Raw genomic sequence first — 26166 nt, 5'->3', positions numbered from 1 at the left:
ACACAAAAATAAAGGAGGTCATAGTAATGGAGGGAATGAAATTTACAATCGTGGGGGCGGGAAGTTCCTACACACCGGAGCTGCTGGACGAAATGGCGATGAGAAAGGAACAGCTCCCGGTAAAAGAGGTCATGCTCTATGATATTGACGAAAAACGTCTGAATATTATGGAGGGATTCTGCAAAAGATTTGCAGAGAAACTGGGACTGGACGTGGAGATCCGGGCAACCACAAGCCTTGATAAAGCGCTGTACGGCGCGGATTTTGTGGATACGCAGATAAGAGTCGGAGGAAACAGACAGAGAGTAAAAGACGAGAAAATCCCTCTGCAGTACGATCTGGTAGGCCAGGAAACTACAGGTGCAGGCGGAATGATGAAAGCATTCCGTACAATCCCGGTCATGCTGGACGTTGCCAGAAAGATGGAGGAGCTGTCCCCGGAGGGCTGGCTCATCAACTATACCAATCCCACCGGATTAGTAACAGAGGCTGTCACCCGTTATACTAAGGCCAATATTGCGGGATTCTGTTCCGGAGGTATTTTTCCTAAGATGTGGGCAAAGCGTGCTCTGGGAATCCCCTATGAGCAGGTACAGTACGATTACATGGGACTGAACCACATGAACTTCATCAGCAATATAACAATAAACGGACGTCCTGTTACAGAGGCGGAATTTGAAAAAATAGCAGCACAGAATGATGACGTGGACCTGGAACTGATCAAACTGCTGGGTGTCATTCCGAGCCCGTATCTCCAGTGGTACTATCATACCAACGAAAAAGTGGCAAAATTCAAAGCGGCACCAAAGACTCGCGGTGAGTATGTGCAGGATTTGGAAAAAGATGTATATGCAGCATACGCGGATGAGACAAACTGCGACAAGCCGGAAGCTCTGGCAAAACGCGGCGGCGGCGGTTATTCAGAGGTGGCTATGGGATTTGTGAATGCTGTCTACAATAACGTGGATACTAAGATGGTAGTGAATGTGCCCAACAACGGGGCAATTTCCTTCCTGCCGGACAGTGCAGTGGTGGAAGTCGGGTGTCTTGTGAACAAGACAGGTATGCAGGCGCTGCATGTGACGGAGGTGCCGTCCATGTGCTGGGGACTGGTCGCAGCAGTGAAAAACTACGAACAGCTTGCCGTGGAAGCAGCCGTGGAGGGTGATGTAAGAAAAATGAAGCTGGCACTGCTGGCACATCCCCTAGTACGTCAGTGGGAGTATGTGGAGAAGCTGGTACCTGAGCTTCTGGAAGCCAACAAAGAATACCTGCCCCAATTTCATTTATAAGCCAGGAGGCACAGTATGAGATATGTATTGGGTATCGATCAGGGCGGCAGTAAGACACATGCTGTCATAGCAGACCAGGAGGGCAGGCTTCTGGGAATGGGAAAAAGTTATGGTGCATGCCATTCCAGCACCAGCCTGGACTATGCAGTGCAGGCTGTTGTCCAGGCTGCTGACCAGGCCCTGTCAGAGTGCGGTCTGCAGAAAGAGGATGTGACGGCAGTTTTGGGCGGCCTTACTGGGATTGACTGGGATTATGAGGCTGAGCTTCTGGAAAATGAGATACGGAAATATTTTCCGAGGGCAGATGTAAAAATTGTGAATGACTGTATCATTGCCATGCGCGCAGCCACTAGAAAACAGCAGTGCGGAATACTCTGTGCGGGTTCAGGACTGAACTGTGCGGTGCAGAACGGCGAGGACTGTTTTGTTTATGGATTTTATATTCCGGATGAGTACCAGGGCGGTTGGAGTTTGGGGAAAAAAGCAGTGCAGGCTGTATTTGACGCTCATATGGGACTGCTGGAAAAGACGGAACTGACCCCCCGTCTTCTGGAACATTTTCAGGCACAGTCCGTGGATGAACTACTTTATATGCAGGTAATGGGAAAAATCAAGAGCAGTGATTATCTGAATTTGCCCATCATCCTTGAGGAAGCCGCCTGCCGGGGAGACAGGACTGCAGGTAATATCTGGATTCAGTACGGAAAAAGGATAGTCGTTTATCTGGAAGCCCGCATGAGGAAAATGGGTATTTTGGAATGCGATACAGACATTGTGCTTTCCGGAAGTATCTTCAAATGTAAGTTTCAGGGATTTCAGGATGCAGTGGAAAGGGAAATATTGAAGAAAATGCCCGGAGCCAATGTCATTGCTGCCGAGTATGAACCGGTGATCGGAGCGGTGCTCATGGGGCTGAAGCGGATGAATAGGGTTCTGGCAGGTGGGATATACAGAAACATAGAGGAAGGCGCAGCCAGATTTCCGGTCAGGAGGCTGGAAAATATCTAATGGGAAAAGGAGAAAAGAAATGAAAGCAAAAAAAGTATTGGGGTTTGTATTAGCGGGAACAATGATTGCAGCATTAGCTGGGTGCGGCAGTACCGGAGGCACTGCGAAAGAAAAGACAGATACAGACAAGAAAGAGAGCAGCAAGGAATCAGGGGAAGATATCAACCTCACATTCTGGCATATCTGGCCGGACGCTGAGATGGGAGAGATTGTAGACAGCTATGTGGAGAAATTTGAGGAAGAGCATCCAAATGTGCATATTGAAGCTGTTGCTACCCAGGAGGTGGAATATCAGAATAACAAACTGAAGGTTGCGGCAGCAACAGGTTCCCAGGGGGACGTATTTGTGTGTTGGGGCGGCGGATATGCAAAGAATTATGTGGAAGCCGGCAATGTGCTGCAGTTAGATGAGCTGATGGAGAAAAACAACACAAAGGACGATTTGCTGGAGGGTACCCTTACATACGGTACATACGATAATAAGGTGTACGGACTGCCGCTGAAACAGTGGGCTGGTGCACTGTTCTGCAACGAGGAACTCTTTGAAGAATATAACGTAAAGATACCGGAAACCTTTGACGAGCTGCTGGAGGCAGTGAAAGCGTTCCGCGCCGAGGAGGTGACCCCAATGGCACTGGGCGCAAAGGACGGATGGCATATCGGTATGATCCAGAATGCCCTTGCAGTGCGCACAGAGGGTGCGGATTACATGAACCGTGCGCTGCAGGGTGAGGAGACTTTAGATACAGAAGGTATTGTAAAGTCTGCGGAGCTGTTATGCGAACTAAATGAGGCAGGGGCTTTCCCTGAGGGAACCTTGGGCCTTGGGGCTGAGGAAGCACAGGAAGAATTTTATATGGGAATGGTACCCATGTACTACGGCGGAAGCTGGGTAGCATCAGGGTGCGACAGTGATGAAAACGATATCCAGGGGAAGATTAAAGCGGTACCGATGCCCACTGTAGACGGAGGCAAAGGCGGAGTCAACAGCTTCTCAGGCGGTGCTATTGATATGATCATGCTGAATGCCAATACAAAATATCCGGATATGGCTTATGAATTTGCTGTGGGCATTACGAAATATATGTCTGAGGAGGCATACAAGATTGGTGACAGCCTTCCAGCCTGGAAAGTGGATGTGGATGAGTCAGAGGTCAGCCCTACTTTAAAACAGATTGAAAATCTGATCAAGAATGCGGACGGATATGTGCTGGCCTGGGATACTTTCCTGGAAGGAACGGCTATAGAGAAACACTATGAACTGCTTCAGGGACTGATGGCAGGAACAACGACACCGGAGGAGTTCGCGGCAGGCATGCAGGAAGCACAGCTTCAGGTGAAAAAAGGAGATACCGAGTAAGTACGGAGAGGGAAAGTGAGGCAGTAGTATGGAACGAGCATTGAGGGATAAAAAAGCAATTTGTATTTTTGTACTGCCGGCACTCATATGGTTTTGTGCAATTGCATTGTTCCCGGTTTTCCAGTCAGCAGGCTACAGCCTGCTGGACTGGGACGGGGTGACAAAAGCAAAATTTATTGGTGCGGCAAATTATATCAAGATGTTCCAGGACCCATTATTTTTCAAATCCATCTGGAATTCTATTTTGCTGGCCGCAGCCTCTGTATTTATACAGCTCCCCGTTTCCATGATTTTGGCGCTGGTACTGGCAGGTGGTGTCCGCGGCGAGAATTTTTACAGGAACGCCTTTTTTGTTCCTGTCATAATCTCCGGCACGATCATTGCGCATTTGTGGCTGAAAATCTATCATCCGTCCTATGGCCTGTTAAATATGGGACTGGGAGCTGTGGGGCTGGACGCCCTCCAGAGGGAATGGCTGGGAGACCAGGGGACCGCGCTGCTTGCCTGCTTTGTACCTATGGTCTGGCAATATATAGGATATCACATGCTGCTGTTTTATTCCGCAGCGAAATCCATTTCACCGGAAATCATTGAGGCGGCCCAGGTGGACGGCGCGAGCCGGTTTCAGACAGCGGTCAGAGTCATTATCCCCATGATAGTGCCAATGATTAAAGCCTGCGTTATATTTGCCATCATCGGTTCGCTGAAATCCTTTGATTTAATATATATTCTGACAAACGGAGGGCCGGTCCACGCCTCAGAAGTACCGTCACTTCTCATGTATAAGAAGATATTTGTGACCAATGAATACGGGTATGCCAGTGCTATAGCTATTTTCATTATATTGGAGTGCCTTGTATTTACGTTTATCGTACAAAAAATATTTAATCATATCCAGAAAGATTAGGAGGGACCGGTATGAAAAGGAGAAGTTCAAAGCTAAAGAGAACCGGCACGGTGAAAACGATTGTCCTGTTATTTATTACCGTTGTCCAGCTGTTTCCACTCTACTGGATGTTTACTTTTTCCCTGAAGAGCAACCGCGAGATTTTCGGGGGAAATATAGTGGGGCTGCCGGAGAACTGGGAATGGGCCAACTACGCAAAGGTTTTTGAAAAAGCACATCTGGGCAGATATCTGTTCAACAGTACAGTTGTCACAGGACTTACCATAGCATTCACATTGATTTTATCAGCTATGGCAACCTATGCTATTGTGCGTTTAAAATGGAAGCTGAGTAAATTTGTGTATTTTATTTTCCTGACCGGTATGATGCTGTCCATACACGCAGTGCTGCTGCCGCTGTTCGTGAATATGAAGCCGGTGCTGGATACCTACTGGGCGCTGATCATTCCCTACGTGGCCTTTGCCATGCCTACAGCCATATTGCTAATGGTGGGGACCCTGGAGGCACTTCCAAAGGAATTGGAGGAGGCTGCCTTTATTGACGGAGCCAATATTTACAGGGTTTTCTGGCAGATCATCATGCCGCTGTTAAAGCCCATCCTGTCCACAGTTGCCATCCTTACCTTCCTTTCAGCATGGAATGAGATGATGTTGGCCATTGCATTTGTGAGCGGGGAAAAATACAAGACGATCACCGTAGGAGTCAACGACATGGTGGGAAAATATTCTACAAAATGGGGACTGATCGGCGCAGGTCTGACGATTGCCACCATACCCACGCTGTTTTTGTACGTTTTCCTGAGCAAGAACATTCAGAAGAGTCTGGCAATGGGGGCGGTCAAAGGATAGTAAGAGCAGAAAAGAGGAGAAAACATGAACAAAATGTGCAGATGCCCGTACGTACCCTGTAAATACAGGAATCACTGTACGGCTTGCATAATACATAACAAGGAGGAAAAAACATTGCCGAACTGTATGGAGGAAATTGCAGAAAGTTTGGGAGCATGTCTCCCAATCAGGATTCCAGCCACAGAAGTATGCCCGGATATGGAGGGTATGTCAAGGAGATGCGCGGAGCTGGTAAAAGAGTGCCTGGAGGAAAAGAAGGATGCACTGCTGTGCTTTCCTGCCGGCAGCACTGTGGTAAGGACCTGTGAGATACTGCGGGAGATGAAAGAAAAGGGTGAAATTGATTTTTCACAGGCCGAATTTGTTGCGTTGGATGAATGGCTGGATCTGGAGGATGAAAGGGAAAACTGTACAAATTTCCTGAAGAAGCATCTGTACGGCCCGCTGGGGATTCAGCCTGAGAAAATGCATTTGTTTGATATCCACGCAGCGAATTTTAAGGAGGAATGCAGCCGGATTGACCAGATCATATTCAGCCATGGCGGAATCGACCTTATGCTGCTGGGACTGGGCATGAACGGCCATCTGGGATTAAATGAGCCGGGAGGCAGTTTTGAGGATTATGCAAAAGTGGTAGAGCTTTCAGAGACAACCATGAATGTAGGGCAGAAATACTTTTCTTCCCCAATGAAGCTGACCAGAGGAATCACCCTTGGTGTACACCACATGTTTGAGGCAAAGAAAGTGATCCTTCAGGTCTCCGGAAAAGCGAAACAGGATATTGTGAAAAAAATGTATAATACACAGCCCACGGAGGAGCTGCCGGGGACTGTCATGAAACTTCTGCCGGGAGGGCTTGTTGTCCTGGATGAAGACGCCGCGGGAGGAATAGAGGACCTGCTGGCGGAATCAGGTTTTCCTGTACCCGGCAGGTGACACCCCTGTCTGTTTCTTAAAAATCCTGCTGAAATACAGCGGATTGTCATACCCAACCAATGCCCCGATCTCACTGACCGTATAATCTGTGGTCTCCAGAAGTTCCCTGGCTCTGCGGATGCGGACGGAGGTGAGATACTGCAGGGGCGGCACGTTGGTGTACTGTTTAAAACTTCTGATAAACCAGCAGGTGCTCATATGCTGCTGTCTGGCATAGTCTTCGATTTTTATATCCCGGTAATAATTTTCATTAAAATAGTGGATGGCCTTTTCCATCTCCTTCTGAATCCTGTGCCGCTCCCCGGGGCCTTCGATCCGGTGGCGGCGTACCAGGAGCAGAAGCTGTTCCAAAAGGAGGGGGAGCAGATCCTCATAGGCCGGACGGAACACCTGAAGTTCCCGTATCATCTGGAAAAACAGGTCCCTGTATTCGGAAAAAACACCGGCATACAGAATTTGATTTTGTGCAAATCCGGCGGCATCCAGTAAGGCTTCTGCCCGGTACCCTGTAAAGTGTACCCAGAAGGCCTCCGGTTTATCTTTTCCATAGTAGACATACTCCTGTCGGACGAAGGGGCGCAGAAGGACCATGTTTCCCTCGCCCACTTCAATCTTTTCCTGGCCGAAAGTGAACCAGGCCCGCCCGGAGGCAATGTAGATAAGCTGGTAGTCAGCCCGCCCTTTGGGCCTGAGCGTTGACATGGAAGGACGGGAGATGACCCTGTATATCCCGCTGCTGTTTATGCGCAGGGGGATCTGTGGGTTTTCCAGATCTGTTTCCGCATGGTTTAAATATCCGGTATTAACGTACATAGGCAGATGCTCCTTTGTTCCTTAAACTGCTTTTATTGATTGTATCATTTTGTGCATGTTTTGTCTAATACAGGATATGGATTTTGCTGTGACGTATTTTATAATAGGCAGTATGAGGTGACTTTTTGGCAGGCCTGCGCATTTCCTGCGCGGGCGCGGAACAGTTACAGTAAAAAATACATTTTCAGGAGGGCTATGACCAATGATTGTACCCAGATATTATGAGAACCTTCACATGCTGCACGAGAACACCATGCCGAACAGGGCTTACTATATCCCTGCAGGCACACAGAGAGACGATCTGTGTGAGAACAGAGAGAATTCCGACAGATTCCAGCTTTTAAACGGCAGCTGGAAATTCAAATATTTTGACAGCATCTATGACTTGAAAGAGGAATTTTTCAGAGAGGGATACCAGACGGGAAGCTTTGATGAGATTCCTGTGCCGGGATGCTGGCAGAATTTCGGATATGACAGACACCAGTATACCAACACACGTTATCCGTTCCCCATGGACCCGCCGTATGTGCCTCAGGAAAATCCCTGCGGAGCCTATGTGCATACATTCACCTATGCAGAGGATGAAAATGCGCCCAAAGCTTACCTGAATTTTGAAGGCGTGGATTCCTGCTTTTATGTATGGATAAACGGCAGTTATGTGGGATACAGCCAGGTGTCACACTCCACAAGTGAATTTGACGTGAGCAGCTTTTTAAGAGAGGGTGAGAATACCCTGGCCGTTCTGGTTCTGAAATGGTGCGACGGCAGTTATCTGGAGGACCAGGATAAATTCCGCATGAGTGGTATTTTCAGGGATGTATATCTGCTGAAACGTCCCGCACAGGGAATCTTTGATTATTTCCTCACAACAGACATTGCGCCGGATGGAAAGAGTGCGTCAGTCGATGTGGCAGTGACTTATTTTAACGAGGCAGTTCCTGTAAAAATCTCTGTTTACAATGCAGAGGGCAGTCTGGAAGCAGAGAGCAGCCGGGTATCAGAGGACGGCAGGATCCGCATGACCCTGGAAAATCCGGTTCTCTGGAACGCGGAGGAGCCGTATCTGTACAAAGTAGTGCTGGAAGCTGCCGGAGAGGTTATCACAGACCGTATGGGTATCCGTGAAATCTGTACCAGAGACGGAGTGGTTTACATAAATGGAGTAAAGGTGAAATTCCATGGCACCAACCGCCACGACAGCGATCCTGTTACAGGGTTTGCCATCAGCCTGGAACAGATGAAAAAAGACCTGCAGTTAATGAAAGAGCACAACATCAACTGCATCCGTACCAGCCACTATCCAAATGCGCCGCAGTTCTATCAGCTCTGTGACGAATACGGATTCTTTGTTATTGACGAGGCGGACAATGAGAGCCACGGAACCGCTGATATCTATATGGAAGATGATTCCTGGGAGGAGAGGGCTTCCAGATGGAATCAGGCCATTGCGGATAACCCTGCATTTACGGAGGCGACTGTGGACAGGACACAGCGCTGTGTGCACAGAGATAAGAACCGTCCGTGTGTAGTGATCTGGTCCATGGGAAATGAATGTGCATACGGCTGTACTTTTGAGGCGGCACTGGCCTGGACAAAGGAATTTGACCATACCAGACTGACCCACTTTGAGAGTGCCCGCTACACATCCAAGGATAAAAAATACGATTATTCCAATATAGATCTGCACAGCCGTATGTATCCGGCTATTGAGGAGATCCACGACTACTTTGCAAAAAACCCGGATAAGCCTTTCGTTATGTGCGAATACTGCCATGCAATGGGCAACGGCCCCGGAGATTTTGAGGATTATTTCCAGGTCTTCCAGCAGTACGACGGCGCCTGCGGCGGTTTTGTATGGGAGTGGTGTGATCATGCCATTTACATGGGCAAGACCATTGAAGGAAAGAAAAAATACGCGTACGGCGGCGACCACATGGAGTACCCGCAGGACGGCAACTTTTGTATGGATGGTCTGGTATATCCTGACCGCACACCGCATACAGGCCTGCGTGAATTCAAAAATGTACACCGTCCGGCCAGAGTAGTTTCTTTTGACCAAGAGAAGAAAGAGGCAGTTCTGCACAATTATATGGATTATGTAAACTTAAAGGACTACCTCTATATAACTTATACGGTAAACTGTGACGGAAGCATGATCGGGGAAGGATGCATCTGCCCGGATGACATGCCTGACATCAGCGCTCATGAAGAGGGTGTGATTGCCCTGGATTATGAGGTTCCGGAAGCAGGTAAATGTTACCTGAAGCTTGAATATCATCTGAAGAATGCCACAAGATTTCTGCCGGAAGGCTTTAAACTGGGCTTTGATGAGATTCAGCTCCAGACAAAGGATATGAGAAACCAGAAGGCAGTGAAGATTCTGGAAGTGACAGAGGAATCCGGAGAGGCGGGCAAAGAGGCAGGGCAGCCGCCTGTATTCAGCGTAGCCCAGGATGACAGGAATCTGTTCGTAAGCACAGACAAATTCTCCTATACTTATGACAAGCTGACTGGTCTCTTCTCTGAACTTAGTTATGTAAACTGCAAGGTTCTGGAGCGCCCGATGGAATACAACATCTGGAGAGCACCCACAGACAATGACAGAAATATTAAGAACATCTGGAGAAAAGCGAAGTACGACAAGATCGTGACAAGGGCCTACCGCACGGATTACACGGTTCTGGAAGAGGAAGTACAGATCCACACAGTTCTTTCCGTATCAGCAGTTATCATCCAGAGAATCCTGGATATTGATGCCACATGGACGATCCGTGCCAACGGAAGGATTGACGTGAAGCTGGATGTGAAGAAAGACCCGGAATTCCCGGAACTTCCGAGATTCGGCCTGCGCCTGTTCCTGCCCCGCGATATGGCGGACATCACATACTATGGACTTGGCCCTGTGGAGAGTTATCAGGATAAACGCAGAGCCAGCTATCATGATGAGTTCCATGCCGCCGTAAAAGAGCTGCATGAGGATTATATCCGTCCGCAGGAGAACGGCAGCCACGATGACTGTGATTATGTGAAGGCTGAGGGCAGCAGGATCAGCCTGGCAGCAGTGGGTGCAGATACCTTTGCCTTCAATGCGTCTGTATACACACAGGAGGAGCTGACGGAAAAGGCACATAATTATGAGCTGAAAGCCTCCCCCTACACAGTGTTCTGCCTGGACTACCGCCAGAACGGAATCGGCTCCAACAGCTGCGGACCGAGACTTCTGGAGAAGTACCGTTTTATTGAAAATGAATTTACCTTTGCAATCAGCCTGCTTCCGGTGGTAAAATAAACAGAATAATTGAAAATATAAAATGGGGATGCGGCCGGCTCTTTCTGCGAGACAGCAGACAGGGCGGGCGGCAGCCCCATTTTCGTACGCGGGATTTTCTGATGCGGGCTGTTTGCGCACAGGAAACACAGGACAAAATGTTTATTCATGGAGGAGGATACTATGTGCAGCAGAATTGAAATGGAAGGCCCTGTTTATAATACACGGGATCTGGGAGGGTATACAGTAAAGGACGGCAGGACGATCAGACACTGCCGCCTGTTAAGAAGCGGTGCCCTTGGAAAATGTACAGAGTCTGATATCAGACAACTGACAGAGGCGTATGGATTGAAAACAGTGGTGGACTTAAGGACAAACGGTGAGAAGACAGAACTGCCGGACCCGGAGATAAAAGGGGTGGAATTCATACATAATCCTCTTTTAAGTGATGCCATGCTGGGAATCACCAGAGAGGGACAGGAGCAGGCGGACAGTCTTTCAGCCATGATCCTGGAACTGCTGAAGGAGGCGGAAAACCATCCAAAGGAAAACATGGAAAAAATTTATCTGGCTCTTGTCTCTGACGATTTTTCCGTCACCGGACTGAAGCATTTCTTTGATATCCTTTTAGCTCAAAAAGAAGGGGCTGTCCTCTGGCACTGCTCTGCGGGAAAGGACCGGGTAGGCACAGCCACAGCCCTTCTGCTGACTGCGCTTGGCGTGGAACGGGAAGTGATCATCCGGGACTATCTTCTGACAAATGGATATCTGGAACCGGAGACAGAAGCCATGGTCGCAAAAGTAGCTGCAAAAGTGCAGAATGAACGCATTCTCAATGGAATCCGCATTCTAAACGGCGCGGAGAGAAGTTATATAGAATCCATGTTCGCGGAGACGGAGAGACAGTGCGGAAGTACCGAAGCATTTTTGAGGGAGAGGCTGGGGATTACAGATGAGAAAACAGATATATTGAAGGAGATGTATCTGGAATAGAGGGCAGAAGGCAGATGTGTGGTACTTCTCACGTTTACGCCTGCCGGGAGAGGGCCAGCTTAATTAATAGGTACGGGTATTTGTCCGTTAGAGGTCAATTTGCGATAGGACGAATACCCGCTGTCACAACTCTTATGCATGGCGAGTGCAGTAAATACATAAAGTTTACTGCATGGTTATAAAAATTGAATTATGGATTCAGCTATGATATCAGGTGCTTCCCGGTGAACATAATGACCGCATGTTAAATCAATGAAATGGGCATTATCATTAGCGGAAAAATATTCCCTGTGTATTCTGCCCCATGCAGGTACTGCTTTCAAATTTGCCTTGTCATTTGACAGAAAGCACAGCAAGGGAACTTGAGGGGATTTTCCATTTTCAACTTTAACAGCATTTTCTTTTACATAATCTATTTCATCCATCATATTCTTACTCAGCAATTGTCTGGAAGTAATAACTTCCATTGCCTCCCGTTCCGTTTTATCCAATAGATTATTTTTCACGGCAGGATGGTTTTTAACCATAGCTGCTGCAAGCGGCCTGCGCAGAAGATGTCCAAACCGGGCCAGGAGAGGAAAGTATTTTGGTATCTCCATAATCCGATATACCTGAGGAACAGCCATGTCCAGTCCAAGGATGGCATAGACTTCATCCGGATATTTTTGAGCCCAGTATATAGCTTCCAAGCCGGAAAGGGAATGGGGTGCCGGAATAAATGGACCGGCTATATCTGCCTGCTTTAAAGCTTCCCTTGTTTCTTCCAGAATGGTGTCAATATCCCGCGGATGACTGGTCTGCCCGCTCCATCCATACCCCGGGCGTTCAACTACCACGATGTGGAGCCGGTCCTTCAGCAAATGCCATAACGGTTTAAAATCATATGTAGGACATTCCGTGCCGGAACCGGACAAGAATACAATTGGGTGATGCATTGCCGTGGTTGAAGGGGGTATAGAGAAGACGTGCATATATGTATCGTTAACTTTTACCATTTTGCCCGGAGCATTCATATTTTCCTCCTAATTGATTTAACAGTTTTCCCGTATCACTCTGCAGGGACTTCCCACAGCGACACTGTTGTCAGGAATGGATTTTGTCACAACACTTCCCGCGCCGATGACCACATTGCTGCCGATGGTCACACCGGGCAGAATCACAGCGCCGCCGCCGATCCACACATTATCACCGATAATGACAGGTGCCGTCCTGGTCTTGCAGAAAGAGAAACTGCCGTCCTCCTTTAAGGGGCCGAACCGGTCTGCCGCGTTGGTGGGATGAAAGGCTGTGTAAATCTGCACATTTGGGGCAATCAGCGCGTTATCGCCGATCTCAATTCTGTTGTCATCCAGAAAGGTGCAGTTCATATTCACTTCACAGTTATTTCCGAAATAAATATTGTTCCCGTAATCCACATAAAAAGGCGCGGTGATCCACAGATTGTCACCCCGGCTGCCCAGAAGACGGTTTAAGATGCGGTCCTTTTCCTCCAGATTCTCAGACAGAAGTCCATTGTACTCCCGAATTAGATTTTTAGCCAGGTGCCATTGGGCTAAAAGCTCCGGGTCACCGCAGTCGTACAGCTCTCCGGCCAGCATTTTCTCTCGCTCTGTCATTTCTCATCCTCCATAACCATCCGCCGTGGTATTTCAGCAGGGCGGTGATATTTTCCAAGTTTGTTTAATTATAAGTGTTCCGGAAACTTTATTCAAGAAGAATGCGAAAGTTTCGGTACGCGGCGGCTGACAGGAATATTTTACAAATTTATCATTGACAGTTCAAAAGCAATCGGTTATAGTATCCATTAATAAGAGGGAGTAGCTGGCGCCGTCGGCGTTTGCGATATCGTCAATCTCGATGGGAGAATATCCCGTCCGTATCGTGATGAAACAGCGAGACTTTTATTGCATGCTTGTTGTGCAGTAAAAGCCTCGCTTTTTTGCGTTGCAGGCCATGAAAAACCAATGGTTATGGCAGGGCATACGAGCAAAATGGTATGAAAGAGGTTTTTACAAAGCACACTAGAGATAAGCAGTACGTATCCACACATGGAACCATGGCAGCACGGCATGGGTTCCGCAAAAAACGTTTGGAGGAGAGCGAATGAAAGAATTTTATCAAATGTCGAGGACAGAGGCGCAGAAAACCATCAATGGAAGCACGCAGCCTCTGACAAACGAACAGATTAAGGCCAATCAGGAAAAATACGGCCCCAATGCTCTGTTGGAAGAAAAGAAAAAATCCATCCCGCAGATTTTTCTGGAGCAGTACAAAGATTTTCTTGTGATCATCCTGATCGTGGCAGCCATTGTTTCCGGTGTTCTGGGCGAAATGGAGAGTGCCATTGTCATCCTGGTGGTCATCACCATGAATGCCATTCTCGGAACAGTCCAGACCGTGAAGGCAGAGCAGTCTCTTGACAGCCTCAAAGCCATGTCAGGGCCTGAGGCGAAGGTCCTGAGAAACGGCGATGTGGCGAAGATACCCTCTGACCAGGTGACTGTGGGCGACATTGTCATGCTGGAAGCGGGCGACTATGTCCCGGCTGACGGACGGATCCTTGAAAATGCCAGCCTTAAGGTAGATGAGAGTGCCCTGACAGGTGAGAGCCTGGGCGTGGATAAGACGGAAGACCCCATCGAAGGCGAGGTACCGCTGGGTGACAGAACCAACATGGTATTCTCAGGAAGCTTTGTCTCTTACGGCCGCGGCTCCTTCCTTGTAACCTCCATAGGCATGGAGACAGAAGTGGGAAAGATCGCTAAACTGCTGAAAACCACTTCCGAGAAAAAGACACCGCTGCAGATGAACCTGGACCAGTTCGGCCAGAAGCTGTCCATCATAATTCTGGTTTTCTGCGGTATCCTGTTTGGAGTTAGTGTTTTCAGGGGAGAATCCTGGGGAGAGGCATTCTTGTTTGCCGTAGCGCTGGCTGTTGCGGCCATACCGGAGGCACTCAGCTCCATTGTCACCATTGTGCTTTCCTTCGGAACGCAGAAAATGGCAAGAGAACATGCCATTATACGAAAACTTCAGGCAGTGGAAGGTCTGGGAAGTGTATCTATTATCTGTTCAGACAAGACAGGTACCCTGACCCAGAACAAGATGACAGTAGAATACTACTATGTAGAAGGCCGTGAGATTCCCGCGGAAAATATTGACCTGGATGATCCGGCACAGAAGCAGCTTCTCCGCCACAGTATTCTCTGCAATGACTCCACCAACAAAAACGGCGAGGAGATCGGAGATCCCACCGAGACAGCCCTTATCAACCAGGGAGATAAGCTGGGACGCCCTGCGGAGGTGGTCCGCGACAAGTATCCCAGATGCAGCGAGGTGCCTTTTGACAGTGACCGTAAGATGATGTCCACCCTTCATAATTTAAGAGAGGGTGCCACCATGATCACAAAAGGCGCGGTGGATGTTCTGTTGAACCGTGTCTGTTCCATACAGAAAGATAGCGGGATAGTCCCCATCACAGAGGAAGACCGCAGAGCCATCGAAGAGCAGAACCAGAAGTTTTCCGGAAACGGACTCCGTGTTCTGGCATTTGCCTATAAACGGATGGAGGCCGGCACACAGCTCTGTGTGAACGATGAAGATGATCTGGTATTTCTGGGACTGATCGCCATGATGGACCCGCCGCGTGAAGAGTCCAAGGCCGCGGTTGAAGAGTGTATCAGTGCAGGCATTAAGCCTATCATGATAACCGGTGACCACAAGGTGACAGCAGCAGCCATTGCAAAACGTATCGGCATTCTGAAGGATGAATCCGAAGCCTGCGAGGGCGCTGTGATTGAAAATATGACGGACGAGGAGCTGCAGAATTTTGTGGAAGGTATATCCGTCTATGCACGTGTTTCACCGGAACATAAGATACGCATTGTCAGGGCATGGCAGGAGAAGGGAAATATTGTCTCCATGACAGGTGACGGCGTCAATGACGCACCCGCTCTGAAGCAGGCCAATATCGGTGTGGCCATGGGCATAACGGGAACCGAGGTGTCCAAGGATGCCGCTTCCATGGTCCTGACGGATGATAACTTTGCAACCATTGTCAAGGCAGTGGAAAACGGAAGGAACGTATACAAGAACATAAAGAGTGCCATCCAGTTCCTGCTCTCAGGCAACTTTGCGGGAATCCTGGCGGTACTGTACGCGTCCCTGGCAAACCTGCCCGTGCCGTTTGCGCCGGTACACCTGCTGTTTATCAACCTGCTGACAGACAGCCTTCCGGCTATTGCGCTGGGGCTGGAGCCTCACACCAAAGATGTCATGAAGGAAAAACCGCGTCCTATGAATGAATCCATACTGACGAAGGATTTTCTCTCCTATATCGGGACAGAAGGTCTTGTTATCGGTATCATGACCATGATAGGTTTTTACATCGGCTATCAGGAGAGCCCGCTCCTGGCCATGACAATGGCATTCGGAACCCTGTGTACCTCCAGGCTGGTGCATGGATTTAACTGTAAATCCGTAAGACCTGTTTTATTTACTAAGAAATTCTTTAATAATATTTACCTCATCGGTGCATTTGTGTTAGGATTAGTATTAATCACCTCTGTGCTGATGATTCCGGGGCTGCACAAAATTTTCAGCGTGCAGACATTGGATATGGCACAGCTTTTCACAGTGTACGGCCTGTCCATTGCAAACCTGCCGGTTATCCAGGCGCTGAAATGGGTACGTGCGAAACTGAAAAAGTAATCAAAGAGGGGAGAAGGAGAGGAGAAGTATGAACCTGAATAAAAAAGATATGAAGAATCTGATGCTTCTGATTCTGTTTGCAGTGGTTGTCTATGTGGGAATACAAAGGGCAGATGTACTGCTGGTCTTTGCACGTTTCATGGTAGGGATAGCCTATCCTTTCCTTCTGGGAGCCGCATTTGCCTTTGTACTGAATGTTCCCATGAGCTTTCTGGAAAAGAGACTTTTCGGAAGTGCCGAGAGTAAAGGAAAGATGAAAAAGCTGGGACGCCCGCTGAGTCTGATCCTCTCCCTCATTCTGGTGGTGGGCGTAGTGCTTGTAGTCATCCTTGTGGTTGTACCGGAAATGGGTCAGACCTTTATGAGTGTGAGTGCCAGCATAGAAGCCGCCATACCGAGGCTTCAGACCTGGGCTGTGGAAACCTTCCACAACAACAAACAGATTGCTGAGTGGATCCAGAACCTGGAATTTGACTGGAATTCCATAATCGGCACAGCAGTTGACTTCCTGAAAAACGGTGCCGGAAATGTGCTCAACTCCACAGTGGCAATGGCACGCACAGTGGTCAATGTACTTATGAATTTTTTCATCGCTCTTGTATTTGCCGTATATATCCTTCTGCAGAAGGAAAAGCTGACGGTGCAGGTTCAGAAAGTTTTCTACGCTTTTCTGTCTGCAAAGATGGTGAAAAAGGTTCTGGAGGTGTGTTCCCTCAGTTACAGGACATTTGCCAGCTTTGTCACCGGTCAGTGTCTGGAGGCAGTGATCCTGGGAACCATGTTTTTCGTATCCATGACCCTGTTTCGTTTCCCGTACGCTATGCTGATCGGTATACTAATTGCATTTACAGCGCTGATTCCCATATTTGGAGCGTTTATCGGCTGTGTTGTGGGTACCTTTCTGATATTGGTGGTGGATCCCATGAAGGGGCTGGCATTTATCGTGCTGTTTCTGGTGCTGCAGCAGATTGAGGGGAATCTGATCTATCCTCACGTAGTCGGGAACTCGGTGGGGCTGCCCTCTATCTGGGTGCTGGTGGCAGTGACCGTGGGCGGCAGTCTGATGGGTGTTGTGGGTATGCTGATCTTCATACCGCTTACATCTGTTGTGTACGCGCTGTTCCGCCAGACCGTTTACAAGAAATTGAAGGAGCGGAATATTCATGATATTTGAGACACATGCACATTACGATGACGAGGCGTTTGACGGGGACAGGGACAGCCTGTTAACCTCCATGGCGCAGCACGGAATCGGAACGATCATCAATGTGGGCGCCAGCCTGCGGGGTGTGGAGGATACGGTCAGGCTGACAGAAAAGTATCCTTTTGTCTACGGAGCAGTGGGCGTTCATCCCGACGAGGTGGGCAGCCTTGATGAGGAGAAAATAAAATGGCTCAGAAGCCTGTGTGATCTGGAGAAGATCGTGGCAGTGGGTGAGATTGGCCTTGACTATTATTGGGATAAGGAACATCATGAGGTCCAGAAAAAATGGTTTGTCCGCCAGATGGATCTGGCAAAAGAGACCGGGCTTCCCATTGTTGTACACAGCCGTGATGCGGCAAAGGACACACTGGATCTTATGAAAGCAGAGAGGGCAGATAACCTGAAGGGCGTGATCCACTGCTATTCCTATTCTGTGGAACAGGCAAAGGAATACATGAACATGGGGTATTATCTGGGCGTAGGCGGAGTCGTCACCTTCAAAAACGGAAAGCGGCTGAAAGATGTGGTGGAATACGCACCGCTGGATTATCTTCTGCTGGAGACAGATGCCCCGTATCTGGCACCTGAACCCTACAGAAGACACAGAAACTGTTCTGTGTATCTGACTTATGTGGCGGAGGAGATTGCCAGGATCAAGGGCGTTTCCTATGAAACTGTGGTGGATGTGACCAGGGAAAACGCCAAAAAGCTGTTTGGTATATGATAGGGAGGAAGCGTCAGCCGTGAAGTCGGGCAGAGCGGCCTTAAACAAGAGGGTATTGTAAAAACGTATTTTACAACACCCTCTTGATTTTTTGTATACCGATTGGTATAATAATAGGCAGAACAAAGGATGAAAATAAAAAACAAAAGATAGATACAATGCAGAACAGCCGGGAGGCAGTTATGGATAATAAAGAATTGATATTAAAGTCGGCGCTTGATCTGTTTTATGCCAAGGGGTATGATGCGGTGGGCGTCCAGGAGATCGTGGATAAGGCCGGAATCTCCAAGCCAACTTTATATTACTATTTTGGAAGCAAGCTGGGACTTTTGCAGAATCTGCTGGAGACAGGATATCAGGAGTTTGAAAGCAGGCTGATCGATATAGCCAGGCCGGGGGAAAGCCTTCCGGGTGTGCTTTATCAGGCAGCGCGGACATTTTTTGACTATGCTGCGTCCAATCAGAAATTCTATTTATTCATGCTGTCTCTGTTTTATTCCGGAAGAGAGAACGAGGCCTATAAGACGGTTTCGCCCCTTATAGAGCGGTATTATAAGATCATTGTGAAGATATTTGAGGATGCATCCCCCCAATTGGGGAACATGCGGGGGCGGCAGGAATTATTTGCCGTGGGGTTTACAGGTGTGCTCAACCATCATATTATGACAGTGAGCTACGGGCTATCCGAAGAGGAAAGATTTGAAATTTCTGATGAGACCACATATGAGATTGTGCATCAGTTTATGTATGGGATATATTCGTAGTCAAGGAATGGCGTTCCTGCATGGTTTGTCTGGGCCTGCCGCATCGGGCAGAGCCGGAAAAGGAGGAAACGAAACATGGCAAAATGGTATGAAGAGGCAGTATTTTACCATATGTACCCTATCGGGATGACGGGCGCCCCCAGGGTGAATAGAGAAGAAGGTGTTGTACACCGCTTCGCGGAACTGGAGAAATGGCTGCCGCACCTTGCGGACATTAAGGCAACAGCAATCTATATCGGACCTCTGTTTGAGTCCACCACCCATGGGTATGACACCAAGGATTATAAGACTGTGGACCAGCGGCTTGGTGACAATAAAGACTTTACCAGATTTGTGAAAAAGGCGCACGAGCTGGGAATCAGGGTCGTGGTGGACGGTGTGTTCAACCACACGGGAAGAGAATTCTTTGCCTTCAGGGACATCCAGCAGAACCGGGAGGGTTCCAGGTACTGCGGATGGTATAAGGGCATCAATTTCGGATGGAACAATCCCTACAATGACGGATTTTCCTATGAAGCCTGGAGAAACTGCTTTGAGCTTGTGAACTTAAACCTGCAGAACCCGGAAGTAAAAGGTTATCTTCTGGATGTGATAGATGAGTGGATCGATACCTTTGATATTGACGGCATCCGCCTGGACTGCGCGGATTGTCTTGACTTTGGCTTCATGGAGGAAATGCGCAGGCGCACAGGTGAGAAGAAAGAGGACTTCTGGCTTATGGGGGAGGTCATCCACGGAGACTACAGCCGATACATCCAGGACGGACAGAAAATGCTGCACAGTGTTACGAATTATGAACTTCACAAGGGCATCTATTCCGGACACAATGACCACAATTACTTTGAGATCGCCCATACCATAAGACGGGAATTTGAGGAGAACGGCGGTATCTACAGGGGGATGAAGCTGTATTCCTTTGTTGACAATCACGATGTGGACCGCATTTACAGTAAGATCAATGTGAAGGAGCATATTTACCCCATCTATACACTGCTGTATACGCTTCCGGGGATACCATCCATCTATTACGGATCGGAATGGGGAATTGAGGGAAGCAAGAACAACGGCGGTGATGACGCTCTAAGGCCGGCCGTGGATATCAGGGAAGCCCTGGAAGAGCATAAGGATTCCGGGATCATGCTCTGGGTCAAGACACTGGGAGAAATGCACGAGAAGTATAAGACCTGCCTTGCAGAGGGAAGATACAGGGAATTGATGCTCACCAACAGACAGTTTGCGTTTGTCAGATTTACAGAGGAGGAAGGTCTTGTCACGGCTGTGAACAATGACGAGAATCCGGCACAGGTGAGTATTCCGGTGCCGGTGGAGAATAAACGTTATGTAAACCTTTTGACACAAGAGGAAGTGGAGCCGGAGAACGGCAGGCTGAATTTTACCATAGAAGCAGCGGGAAGTGTTCTGCTGGAAATCCTGCAGCAGGGTTAAAGTGCTGTAAAATCAGAGGAAGACAAAGGGGAAGGACTTATGGCTAAAGGAAAAACAATGAGATTCTCGGAGATGGACCGCTATTTATTCGGGGAAGGAACACATTATGAAATCTATAAGCTGATGGGTGCACATCCCACAACACAGCGGGGCAAAGACGGCGTCTATTTCGCCGTCTGGGCACCTCATGCGGAATCCGTGTCCGTTGTGGGGGATTTCAACAAATGGGACCCCGATAAAAATGTGATGAAGTGTGACAATGACATGGGCATTTACCAGCTCTTTGTGCCCAAGGTGCGGGAAGGTGATCTGTACAAATTCTGCATCACCACATACAAGGGCAAGCTGCTCTTCAAGGCAGACCCCTATGCAAACTACGCGGAGCACCGCCCGGGTACAGCTTCCTGTGTATATGACATCACCAAATTCAAATGGGGAGATTCCGTCTGGATGAAAAAGCGCCTGGAATACAATGCGAAGAAGGATGCCATGTCCATTTATGAACTGCACCCAGGTTCCTGGAAGAAACACCCTTTAAAAGACGGGGATGAGGACGGATTTTACAATTACAGAGAGCTGGCCCATTCACTGGCTGACTATATCAAAGAGATGGGGTATACCCATGTGGAGCTGATGGGTATTGCGGAACATCCCTTTGACGGCTCCTGGGGATACCAGGTAACAGGTTATTATGCCCCTACATCCAGGTACGGTACGCCCGAGGATTTTCAGTATTTCGTAAATTACATGCACAAGAATAAGATCGGTGTCATTTTGGACTGGGTACCGGCCCATTTCCCGAAGGACGCCCACGGACTGGCTGATTTTGACGGAACCCCCACATATGAATATGCGGACCCAAGAAAGGGTGAGCATCCGGACTGGGGGACCAAGGTATTTGATTACGGCAAGAATGAGGTGAAAAATTTCCTCATCGCAAACGCATTGTTCTGGATACAGGAATATCACATTGACGGACTCCGTGTGGATGCTGTTGCCTCCATGCTGTATCTGGACTACGGAAGAGAGGCCGGACAGTGGATACCAAACAAATACGGGGAAAATAAGAACCTGGAGGCGATTGAGTTCTTCAAGCACCTGAACTCCGTAGTTCTGGGCAAGAACAAGGGGGCTGTCATGATCGCGGAGGAATCCACAGCATGGCCCATGGTAACCGGCAAGCCTGAGGAGGGCGGCCTGGGATTCAGCTTAAAATGGAATATGGGATGGATGCACGACTTCCTGGAGTATATGAAGCTTGACCCATATTTCCGTAAATATAATCACCATAAGATGACGTTCTCCATGAGTTACGCCTACAGCGAGAACTACGTCCTTGTATTATCTCATGATGAAGTCGTGCATCTGAAATGCTCCATGATCAACAAAATGCCCGGTCTCGGACAGGATAAATTCGAGAACCTGAAGGCAGGGTACAGCTACATGTTCGGGCATCCCGGCAAGAAGCTGCTGTTCATGGGACAGGAGTTCGGTCAGTTCCAGGAATGGAGCGAGGCCAGGGAGCTTGACTGGTTCCTGCTGGCAGAACCGTGCCATCAGCAGCTTCAGGCTTATGTGAAGGAACTGCTTGCTTTATATAAGAAGTATCCGGCCCTCTACGCAAATGACGACAGCCAGGAAGGGTTTGAGTGGATCAATGCGGATGACGCCGCGAGAAGTATTTTCAGTTTTGTGAGAAAGTCGCCTACCGGAAGGAATAATCTGCTGTTTGTCATCAATTATACACCGGTTGCCAGAGAGGATTACCGGGTCGGGGTACCTAAGAGAAAACAGTATAAGCTGATCCTGAACAGTAAGGACCCTAAATTCGGCGGAGATACGCCGGTGGAGCAGACCGTTTACAAGGCTGTGAAGAAGGAATGTGACGGAAGGGATTACTCCTTTGGTTATCCGCTGCCGGCTTATGGGGTGGCTGTGTTCCTATATTAAAAATGATAATAAGTTAAGGGAAGGTGCGTTTCCGCTCAGTGGGAACGCGCTTTCTTAATATCTCATGAAATAAATCAATATACTGGTAGAAAGAAGTCCTCAATTTAAGAAGGCAGAAACGGAGTTTTATTATGCAGATTATAGATATGCACTGCGACACCATCAGCAAAATCCGCCAAATGGAAAAAGAGGGCAGTCCTGCTTCCCTCCGCCATAATTCCCTCAGTGTAGATTTGGAAAAGATGAAAAAGGGCGGCTATGCCCTGCAGACCTTTGCCATCTACGTTAACTGGGAGGAGGAACCGGACGCAGAGGCGGCTGCCGGAGATATCCTGAAAATCTTTCAGCGGGAAATGCAGCGAAATGCTGACCTGATCTCCCAGGTCAGAACCTACAGTGAGCTGGAAGCAAACGAAAAGGCGGGTAAGATGTCAGCCCTTCTCTCCCTGGAGGAGGGCGCCATATTCCAGAACTCTCTGGATTCCCTCAGATGGTTTCACCGACAGGGTGTCAGAATGGCAACCCTTACCTGGAACTATGAGAACGATTTTGGCTTTCCCAACTGTATGGGGGACCCTCTTACGCAGAAGACCTGGAGCTGGGGTGATGACCGGGGACTGAAGAAAAAGGGCCTGGAGTTTCTGGAGGAGCTGGAACACCTGCATATTCTGGTGGATGTATCCCATCTGTCTGACGGCGGCTTTTGGGATGTGGCGGAACATTCCACCCGCCCTTTCCTGGCCAGTCATTCCAATGCAAGAGGCCTGGTAAAAGGTTCCGCCAGAAATCTCACAGACGATATGATACGCACCCTGGCTGACCGGGGCGGTGTGATGGGCCTGAACTACGCAGTCTCCTTCATGCGTCCCAACTGGAAACCCGGAGAAGCCGGCACAACAGTGGAAGAGATCGTACAAATGGCGTCCTATATTCTGAACGTCGGCGGAAGTGACTGCCTGGGTCTGGGCAGCGATTACGACGGCATCCTGGAACTCCCCGAGATCTCTGACTGCAGCCAGGTACAGCTTCTGGCAGAGCAAATGGAAAAACACGGCTTTACATACAGCCAGACAGAAAAGATTCTGGGAGGAAATGTGAGAAGGTTCCTGAAAGAAAATTGTAACGATTCAGCCGGCTGAATCGTTACGGTATTCGCCCATTAAAAATCGCTTTGTGATGGGGCCAATACCTGCTCTTATCTATACGCCCCACACCGAATCCCGCATGATTCCTGACATAACACAAAAACCTGCCGCCCCTGCTCCCAGCACGTCATCCACATGATCCGGTGTAATACCGCCAATGGCATACACAGGAATCCCAACCGATTCACAGACGTTTTTCAGAAAAGGCAGCCCTCTGGCGGCAAGTCCCTTTTTGCAGTCCGTCAGGAAAATATGCCCTGCCGTTACATAACCGGCCCCCATCTTCTCAGCAAAAATGGCCTCCTCCACCGAATGAACAGAAACACCGATCAGATCAAAATCCATAAGCAGCCTGCTCCTCTCATCAGAACCTGATAGACGTTCACTTTCGCCGGACTTTACACAGATATTATCCCCGCAAAACCTTGAAAAAGGCAGGTGGATACGAGGACAGCCAAGCTCCCTTGCCGCCTCTGCCCGGGAATGCAGAATACAGTCAACATCATATCGCCTGCATATCTTAAGCACCTTCATAGCCAGTTCTCTATATTCCCCGGCTCCCAAATCTTTTTCCCTCAACACAATTCCTTTTGGCTTTTTAGCAGCCACCGTCTCGATCCGCTCCAGAAAATCCCCATCACAAAGCAGCCGATTGGTAATCACCAGCATCTTATCAAACCTTACCCCATTGCTCATTTTACCCATAATACCACCTCTGCCAATTTGTGTGGAATAAAGCCAGCTCCCATATGGCAGTTTTCCTCCGCTTTTATTTAGTTTCCGTGATGACAGCAAGCATACAAAGGGATATCCACCCTGCCCGCTATACTACACCTCGCTGTTATACGAATACATAATCATTCATGACCACCTGCATTCCCCCGTCTCTGACAGCCCTGCAGACCTCCTCAACACCTCTGTCATCTGAAATCTCAAACTGGTCATCCCCCTTATCCTCCAGCTCCTCCACATGACTGCCGACTCCGGTACTTACCCCTGCAGAAATCTTAGTCGCTGCGATCGTGACCACATGATCCCGGAACTCAGCCCGTTCCCTGGTAGAAATCGTGATTCCGGCAAACGGCATAAAGAGTCTGTAAGCCATGATCACCTGAAGAAGCTGCGGTTCATGCACATCCTTAGGATTGATCTTATCATTATTAATGATCGGCCTGAGACGCGGGCAGGAAAACGCAATCTCAGCCTGCGGATATTTCCGCTGCAGATACCAGGCGTGCATCCCTGTAGCAAATGCATCCTTTCTGAAATCATCCAGCCCCAGAAGCGCCCCAAAAGCAACTCCTCTCATTCCGCCTTTCAATGCCCGCTCCTGCGCGTGAAACCGATAAGGGAAGATTCTTTTATGCCCGGCCAGATGCAGCGTCTCATACTTATGGGAATTATAAGTCTCCTGAAATACTGTCACATAATCAGCTCCGCATTTATGGAGATAGGCATACTCCTCACTGTTCATAGGATAGACTTCCAGTCCCACCATTTTAAAGTATTTTCTGGCGATCCTGCACGCCTCCCCCAGATACCTGACATCACTTTTTGCACGGCTCTCGCCGACCAGTATAAGAATTTCTTCCAGTCCTGTTTTGGCGATCGCAGCCATTTCCAACTCGATTTCCTCCGCGGTAAGCCTTGCCCTGCGGATATGGTTATGGCAGTTGAAACCACAGTAAATGCAGTGGTTTTCACAGTAATTGGAGATATAAAGCGGCGTAAAGAGATTTACACAGTTTCCGAAGTGTTTCCTGGTTTCAGCCCGCGCAGCCTGTGCCATCTCTTCCAGGAAAGGTTCCGCGGCGGGAGACAGAAGCGCTGCGAAATCCTCCGGTGTCCGTGTGTCATGGGACAGTGCAGCCAGTACGTGTGCTTCTGTATAACGGTGATAGTCATAGCTGTCCATGGCACTTATCACTTTATCCATAACATCAGAATCCAGAGCTTCCATACCCTCCATATATTCCATATGATTTGTTCTTGATGCAGTCATTTTTCCACCTCCTTATTGTTCCAGAAATCCGGTGAGCGGAGAGGAGGCGCTGGCTCTGCCGTTTACAACGCGCCCAAGGCCCGACAGGTATGCGGTACGTCCTGCTTCAATGGCTTTTTTAAAGGCTTCCGCCATGGCGGGTATGTCGCCGGAAGTGGCAATGGCTGTATTTGCCATGACTGCGGCAGCGCCCATTTCCATGGCTTCACAAGCCTGGGAAGGGCGGCCGATTCCTGCGTCTACAATAATGGGAAGGTCAATTTCCTCGATAAGGATTTTGATGAATTCCCTTGTGCACAATCCCTTGTTGGTACCAATGGGGGCACCTAACGGCATGATACACGCAGCTCCGGCATGTTCCAGGTCTCTGGCGGCGTTTAGATCAGGGTACATGTAAGGCATGACAATAAAGCCCTCTTTTGCCAGCATCTCTGTGGCGCGGATGGTTTCCTGATTGTCCGGCAGCAGGTATTTGGAGTCTCGGATGACCTCAACTTTAACAAAATCCCCGCAGCCCAGTTCCCTGGCCAGGCGGGCGATCCTTACTGCTTCATCCGCAGTTCTGGCCCCGGAGGTGTTGGGAAGGAGTGTTATGCCGTCCGGTATATGTTCCAGTATACTGGCAGTGCCGCTGTTGGCTCTGCGTACAGCCAGAGTAATGATTTCAGCCCCGGCATTTTTAACGGCAGCGTGGATCAGTTCCGGATTGTATTTGCCGGAACCCAGAATAAAACGGGAGTGAAATTCGTGTCCTCCCAATATAAGTTTGTCATCTTTTATCATGTCTTTTTCCTCT

Annotated in this window: 21 protein-coding genes; 15 read left to right on the top strand and 6 right to left on the bottom strand. The window is 48.8% G+C overall.

All coding sequences use genetic code 11. The features are described from left to right. Positions 1-26 precede the first annotated feature (26 nt). From MUB35_RS03885 to MUB35_RS03860, 6 genes are all read left to right on the top strand, one after another. On the top strand, positions 27-1292 hold the full coding sequence (locus tag MUB35_RS03885; protein ID WP_033142923.1) for a 6-phospho-beta-glucosidase: 1266 nt from the start codon (positions 27-29) through the stop codon (positions 1290-1292). 15 nt (positions 1293-1307) lie between these two features. Then, the gene (locus MUB35_RS03880; RefSeq protein ID WP_033142922.1) at positions 1308-2300 is read left to right on the top strand and encodes an N-acetylglucosamine kinase; all 993 of its coding nucleotides are present in this window, start codon (positions 1308-1310) and stop codon (positions 2298-2300) included. Between the two features lie 19 nt (positions 2301-2319). Next, complete coding sequence (locus tag MUB35_RS03875) at positions 2320-3660, top strand: extracellular solute-binding protein (RefSeq protein ID WP_186971005.1); 1341 nt, start codon at positions 2320-2322, stop codon at positions 3658-3660. 28 nt (positions 3661-3688) lie between these two features. Beyond that, entirely contained in the window at positions 3689-4567 is an 879-nt protein-coding gene (locus MUB35_RS03870) for a carbohydrate ABC transporter permease (RefSeq protein WP_033142920.1), read from the top strand. Between the two features lie 11 nt (positions 4568-4578). Beyond that, the gene (locus MUB35_RS03865; protein ID WP_033142919.1) at positions 4579-5415 is read left to right on the top strand and encodes a carbohydrate ABC transporter permease; all 837 of its coding nucleotides are present in this window, start codon (positions 4579-4581) and stop codon (positions 5413-5415) included. Between the two features lie 114 nt (positions 5416-5529). Further along, positions 5530-6351: a glucosamine-6-phosphate deaminase gene (locus MUB35_RS03860; protein ID WP_054350395.1), complete on the top strand. Its 822-nt coding sequence runs from the start codon at positions 5530-5532 to the stop codon at positions 6349-6351. Here the strand turns inward: MUB35_RS03860 and MUB35_RS03855 are convergent. Further along, a complete protein-coding gene (locus tag MUB35_RS03855; RefSeq protein ID WP_033142918.1) occupies positions 6325-7164 on the bottom strand; it encodes an AraC family transcriptional regulator in 840 nt (279 codons plus the stop codon). The two genes, MUB35_RS03860 and MUB35_RS03855, sit on opposite strands and share 27 nt — an antisense overlap. Positions 7165-7366: 202 nt before the next feature. On the opposite strand from MUB35_RS03855, the gene MUB35_RS03850 reads away from it, so the two are divergent. After that, a complete protein-coding gene (locus tag MUB35_RS03850; RefSeq protein ID WP_033142917.1) occupies positions 7367-10453 on the top strand; it encodes a glycoside hydrolase family 2 TIM barrel-domain containing protein in 3087 nt (1028 codons plus the stop codon). Positions 10454-10615: 162 nt separating this feature from the next. Further along, the gene (locus MUB35_RS03845; RefSeq protein ID WP_052099645.1) at positions 10616-11425 is read left to right on the top strand and encodes a tyrosine-protein phosphatase; all 810 of its coding nucleotides are present in this window, start codon (positions 10616-10618) and stop codon (positions 11423-11425) included. Positions 11426-11601: 176 nt separating this feature from the next. Here the strand turns inward: MUB35_RS03845 and MUB35_RS03840 are convergent, their stop codons facing one another. Then, positions 11602-12360 carry an alpha/beta fold hydrolase gene (locus tag MUB35_RS03840; RefSeq protein ID WP_242850004.1) on the bottom strand — a complete coding sequence of 253 codons (759 nt, stop codon included), beginning with the start codon at positions 12358-12360 and terminating at the stop codon, positions 11602-11604. Between the two features lie 96 nt (positions 12361-12456). Continuing rightward, the gene (locus MUB35_RS03835; RefSeq protein WP_054350398.1) at positions 12457-13041 is read right to left on the bottom strand and encodes a sugar O-acetyltransferase; all 585 of its coding nucleotides are present in this window, start codon (positions 13039-13041) and stop codon (positions 12457-12459) included. Between the two features lie 487 nt (positions 13042-13528). On the opposite strand from MUB35_RS03835, the gene MUB35_RS03830 reads away from it, so the two are divergent. The 7 genes from MUB35_RS03830 (at position 13529) to MUB35_RS03800 (ending at position 23362) form a co-directional block, all read left to right on the top strand. Beyond that, complete coding sequence (locus MUB35_RS03830) at positions 13529-16135, top strand: cation-translocating P-type ATPase (RefSeq protein WP_148391947.1); 2607 nt, start codon at positions 13529-13531, stop codon at positions 16133-16135. A 28-nt stretch (positions 16136-16163) separates the two neighbouring features. Next, a complete protein-coding gene (locus tag MUB35_RS03825) occupies positions 16164-17309 on the top strand; it encodes an AI-2E family transporter (RefSeq protein WP_033142913.1) in 1146 nt (381 codons plus the stop codon). Continuing rightward, positions 17299-18063, top strand: coding sequence for a TatD family hydrolase (locus MUB35_RS03820; RefSeq protein ID WP_054350399.1), 765 nt, complete (start codon positions 17299-17301; stop codon positions 18061-18063). The genes MUB35_RS03825 and MUB35_RS03820 overlap by 11 nt, the downstream gene beginning before the upstream one ends. 182 nt (positions 18064-18245) lie before the next feature. Beyond that, the gene (locus tag MUB35_RS03815) at positions 18246-18827 is read left to right on the top strand and encodes a TetR/AcrR family transcriptional regulator (protein ID WP_033142938.1); all 582 of its coding nucleotides are present in this window, start codon (positions 18246-18248) and stop codon (positions 18825-18827) included. A gap of 75 nt (positions 18828-18902) precedes the next feature. Continuing rightward, the gene (locus MUB35_RS03810) at positions 18903-20273 is read left to right on the top strand and encodes an alpha-amylase family glycosyl hydrolase (protein ID WP_186971003.1); all 1371 of its coding nucleotides are present in this window, start codon (positions 18903-18905) and stop codon (positions 20271-20273) included. Positions 20274-20312: 39 nt separating this feature from the next. Then, positions 20313-22223 carry a 1,4-alpha-glucan branching protein GlgB gene (glgB, locus tag MUB35_RS03805; protein WP_033142910.1) on the top strand — a complete coding sequence of 637 codons (1911 nt, stop codon included), beginning with the start codon at positions 20313-20315 and terminating at the stop codon, positions 22221-22223. Positions 22224-22354: 131 nt separating this feature from the next. Next, a complete protein-coding gene (locus tag MUB35_RS03800) occupies positions 22355-23362 on the top strand; it encodes a dipeptidase (protein WP_186971002.1) in 1008 nt (335 codons plus the stop codon). Between the two features lie 60 nt (positions 23363-23422). Here MUB35_RS03800 and MUB35_RS03795 read toward each other — a convergent pair whose 3' ends face one another. From MUB35_RS03795 to MUB35_RS03785, 3 genes are all read right to left on the bottom strand, one after another. Then, positions 23423-24073: a thiamine phosphate synthase gene (locus MUB35_RS03795; protein ID WP_330608074.1), complete on the bottom strand. Its 651-nt coding sequence runs from the start codon at positions 24071-24073 to the stop codon at positions 23423-23425. A gap of 136 nt (positions 24074-24209) precedes the next feature. Next, positions 24210-25370, bottom strand: coding sequence for a 2-iminoacetate synthase ThiH (gene thiH, locus MUB35_RS03790; RefSeq protein ID WP_033142907.1), 1161 nt, complete (start codon positions 25368-25370; stop codon positions 24210-24212). A gap of 12 nt (positions 25371-25382) precedes the next feature. Next, the gene (locus MUB35_RS03785; protein ID WP_103731083.1) at positions 25383-26153 is read right to left on the bottom strand and encodes a thiazole synthase; all 771 of its coding nucleotides are present in this window, start codon (positions 26151-26153) and stop codon (positions 25383-25385) included. Between the last annotated feature and the right edge of the window lie 13 nt (positions 26154-26166).

Source organism: Blautia sp. NSJ-175 (assembly GCF_022867815.1).
Taxonomy (GTDB): domain Bacteria; phylum Bacillota; class Clostridia; order Lachnospirales; family Lachnospiraceae; genus Blautia; species Blautia celeris.
Note: the sequence above shows the minus strand (reverse complement) of the source record. Positions and strands in the feature narration are given on the sequence as shown.

Excerpts from the sequence above, each read along its gene's own strand:
- MUB35_RS03885 (WP_033142923.1), top strand. The coding sequence starts at position 27 with ATGGAGGGAATGAAATTTACAATCGTGGGGGCGGGAAGTTCCTACACA.
- MUB35_RS03880 (WP_033142922.1), top strand. The coding sequence starts at position 1,308 with ATGAGATATGTATTGGGTATCGATCAGGGCGGCAGTAAGACACATGCT.
- MUB35_RS03875 (WP_186971005.1), top strand. The coding sequence starts at position 2,320 with ATGAAAGCAAAAAAAGTATTGGGGTTTGTATTAGCGGGAACAATGATT.
- MUB35_RS03870 (WP_033142920.1), top strand. The coding sequence starts at position 3,689 with ATGGAACGAGCATTGAGGGATAAAAAAGCAATTTGTATTTTTGTACTG.
- MUB35_RS03865 (WP_033142919.1), top strand. The coding sequence starts at position 4,579 with ATGAAAAGGAGAAGTTCAAAGCTAAAGAGAACCGGCACGGTGAAAACG.
- MUB35_RS03855 (WP_033142918.1), bottom strand. The coding sequence starts at position 7,164 with ATGTACGTTAATACCGGATATTTAAACCATGCGGAAACAGATCTGGAA.
- MUB35_RS03850 (WP_033142917.1), top strand. The coding sequence starts at position 7,367 with ATGATTGTACCCAGATATTATGAGAACCTTCACATGCTGCACGAGAAC.
- MUB35_RS03845 (WP_052099645.1), top strand. The coding sequence starts at position 10,616 with ATGTGCAGCAGAATTGAAATGGAAGGCCCTGTTTATAATACACGGGAT.
- MUB35_RS03840 (WP_242850004.1), bottom strand. The coding sequence starts at position 12,360 with ATGCATCACCCAATTGTATTCTTGTCCGGTTCCGGCACGGAATGTCCT.
- MUB35_RS03835 (WP_054350398.1), bottom strand. The coding sequence starts at position 13,041 with ATGACAGAGCGAGAGAAAATGCTGGCCGGAGAGCTGTACGACTGCGGT.
- MUB35_RS03830 (WP_148391947.1), top strand. The coding sequence starts at position 13,529 with ATGAAAGAATTTTATCAAATGTCGAGGACAGAGGCGCAGAAAACCATC.
- MUB35_RS03825 (WP_033142913.1), top strand. The coding sequence starts at position 16,164 with ATGAACCTGAATAAAAAAGATATGAAGAATCTGATGCTTCTGATTCTG.
- MUB35_RS03820 (WP_054350399.1), top strand. The coding sequence starts at position 17,299 with ATGATATTTGAGACACATGCACATTACGATGACGAGGCGTTTGACGGG.
- MUB35_RS03815 (WP_033142938.1), top strand. The coding sequence starts at position 18,246 with ATGGATAATAAAGAATTGATATTAAAGTCGGCGCTTGATCTGTTTTAT.
- MUB35_RS03810 (WP_186971003.1), top strand. The coding sequence starts at position 18,903 with ATGGCAAAATGGTATGAAGAGGCAGTATTTTACCATATGTACCCTATC.
- glgB (WP_033142910.1), top strand. The coding sequence starts at position 20,313 with ATGGCTAAAGGAAAAACAATGAGATTCTCGGAGATGGACCGCTATTTA.
- MUB35_RS03800 (WP_186971002.1), top strand. The coding sequence starts at position 22,355 with ATGCAGATTATAGATATGCACTGCGACACCATCAGCAAAATCCGCCAA.
- MUB35_RS03795 (WP_330608074.1), bottom strand. The coding sequence starts at position 24,073 with ATGGGTAAAATGAGCAATGGGGTAAGGTTTGATAAGATGCTGGTGATT.
- thiH (WP_033142907.1), bottom strand. The coding sequence starts at position 25,370 with ATGACTGCATCAAGAACAAATCATATGGAATATATGGAGGGTATGGAA.
- MUB35_RS03785 (WP_103731083.1), bottom strand. The coding sequence starts at position 26,153 with ATGATAAAAGATGACAAACTTATATTGGGAGGACACGAATTTCACTCC.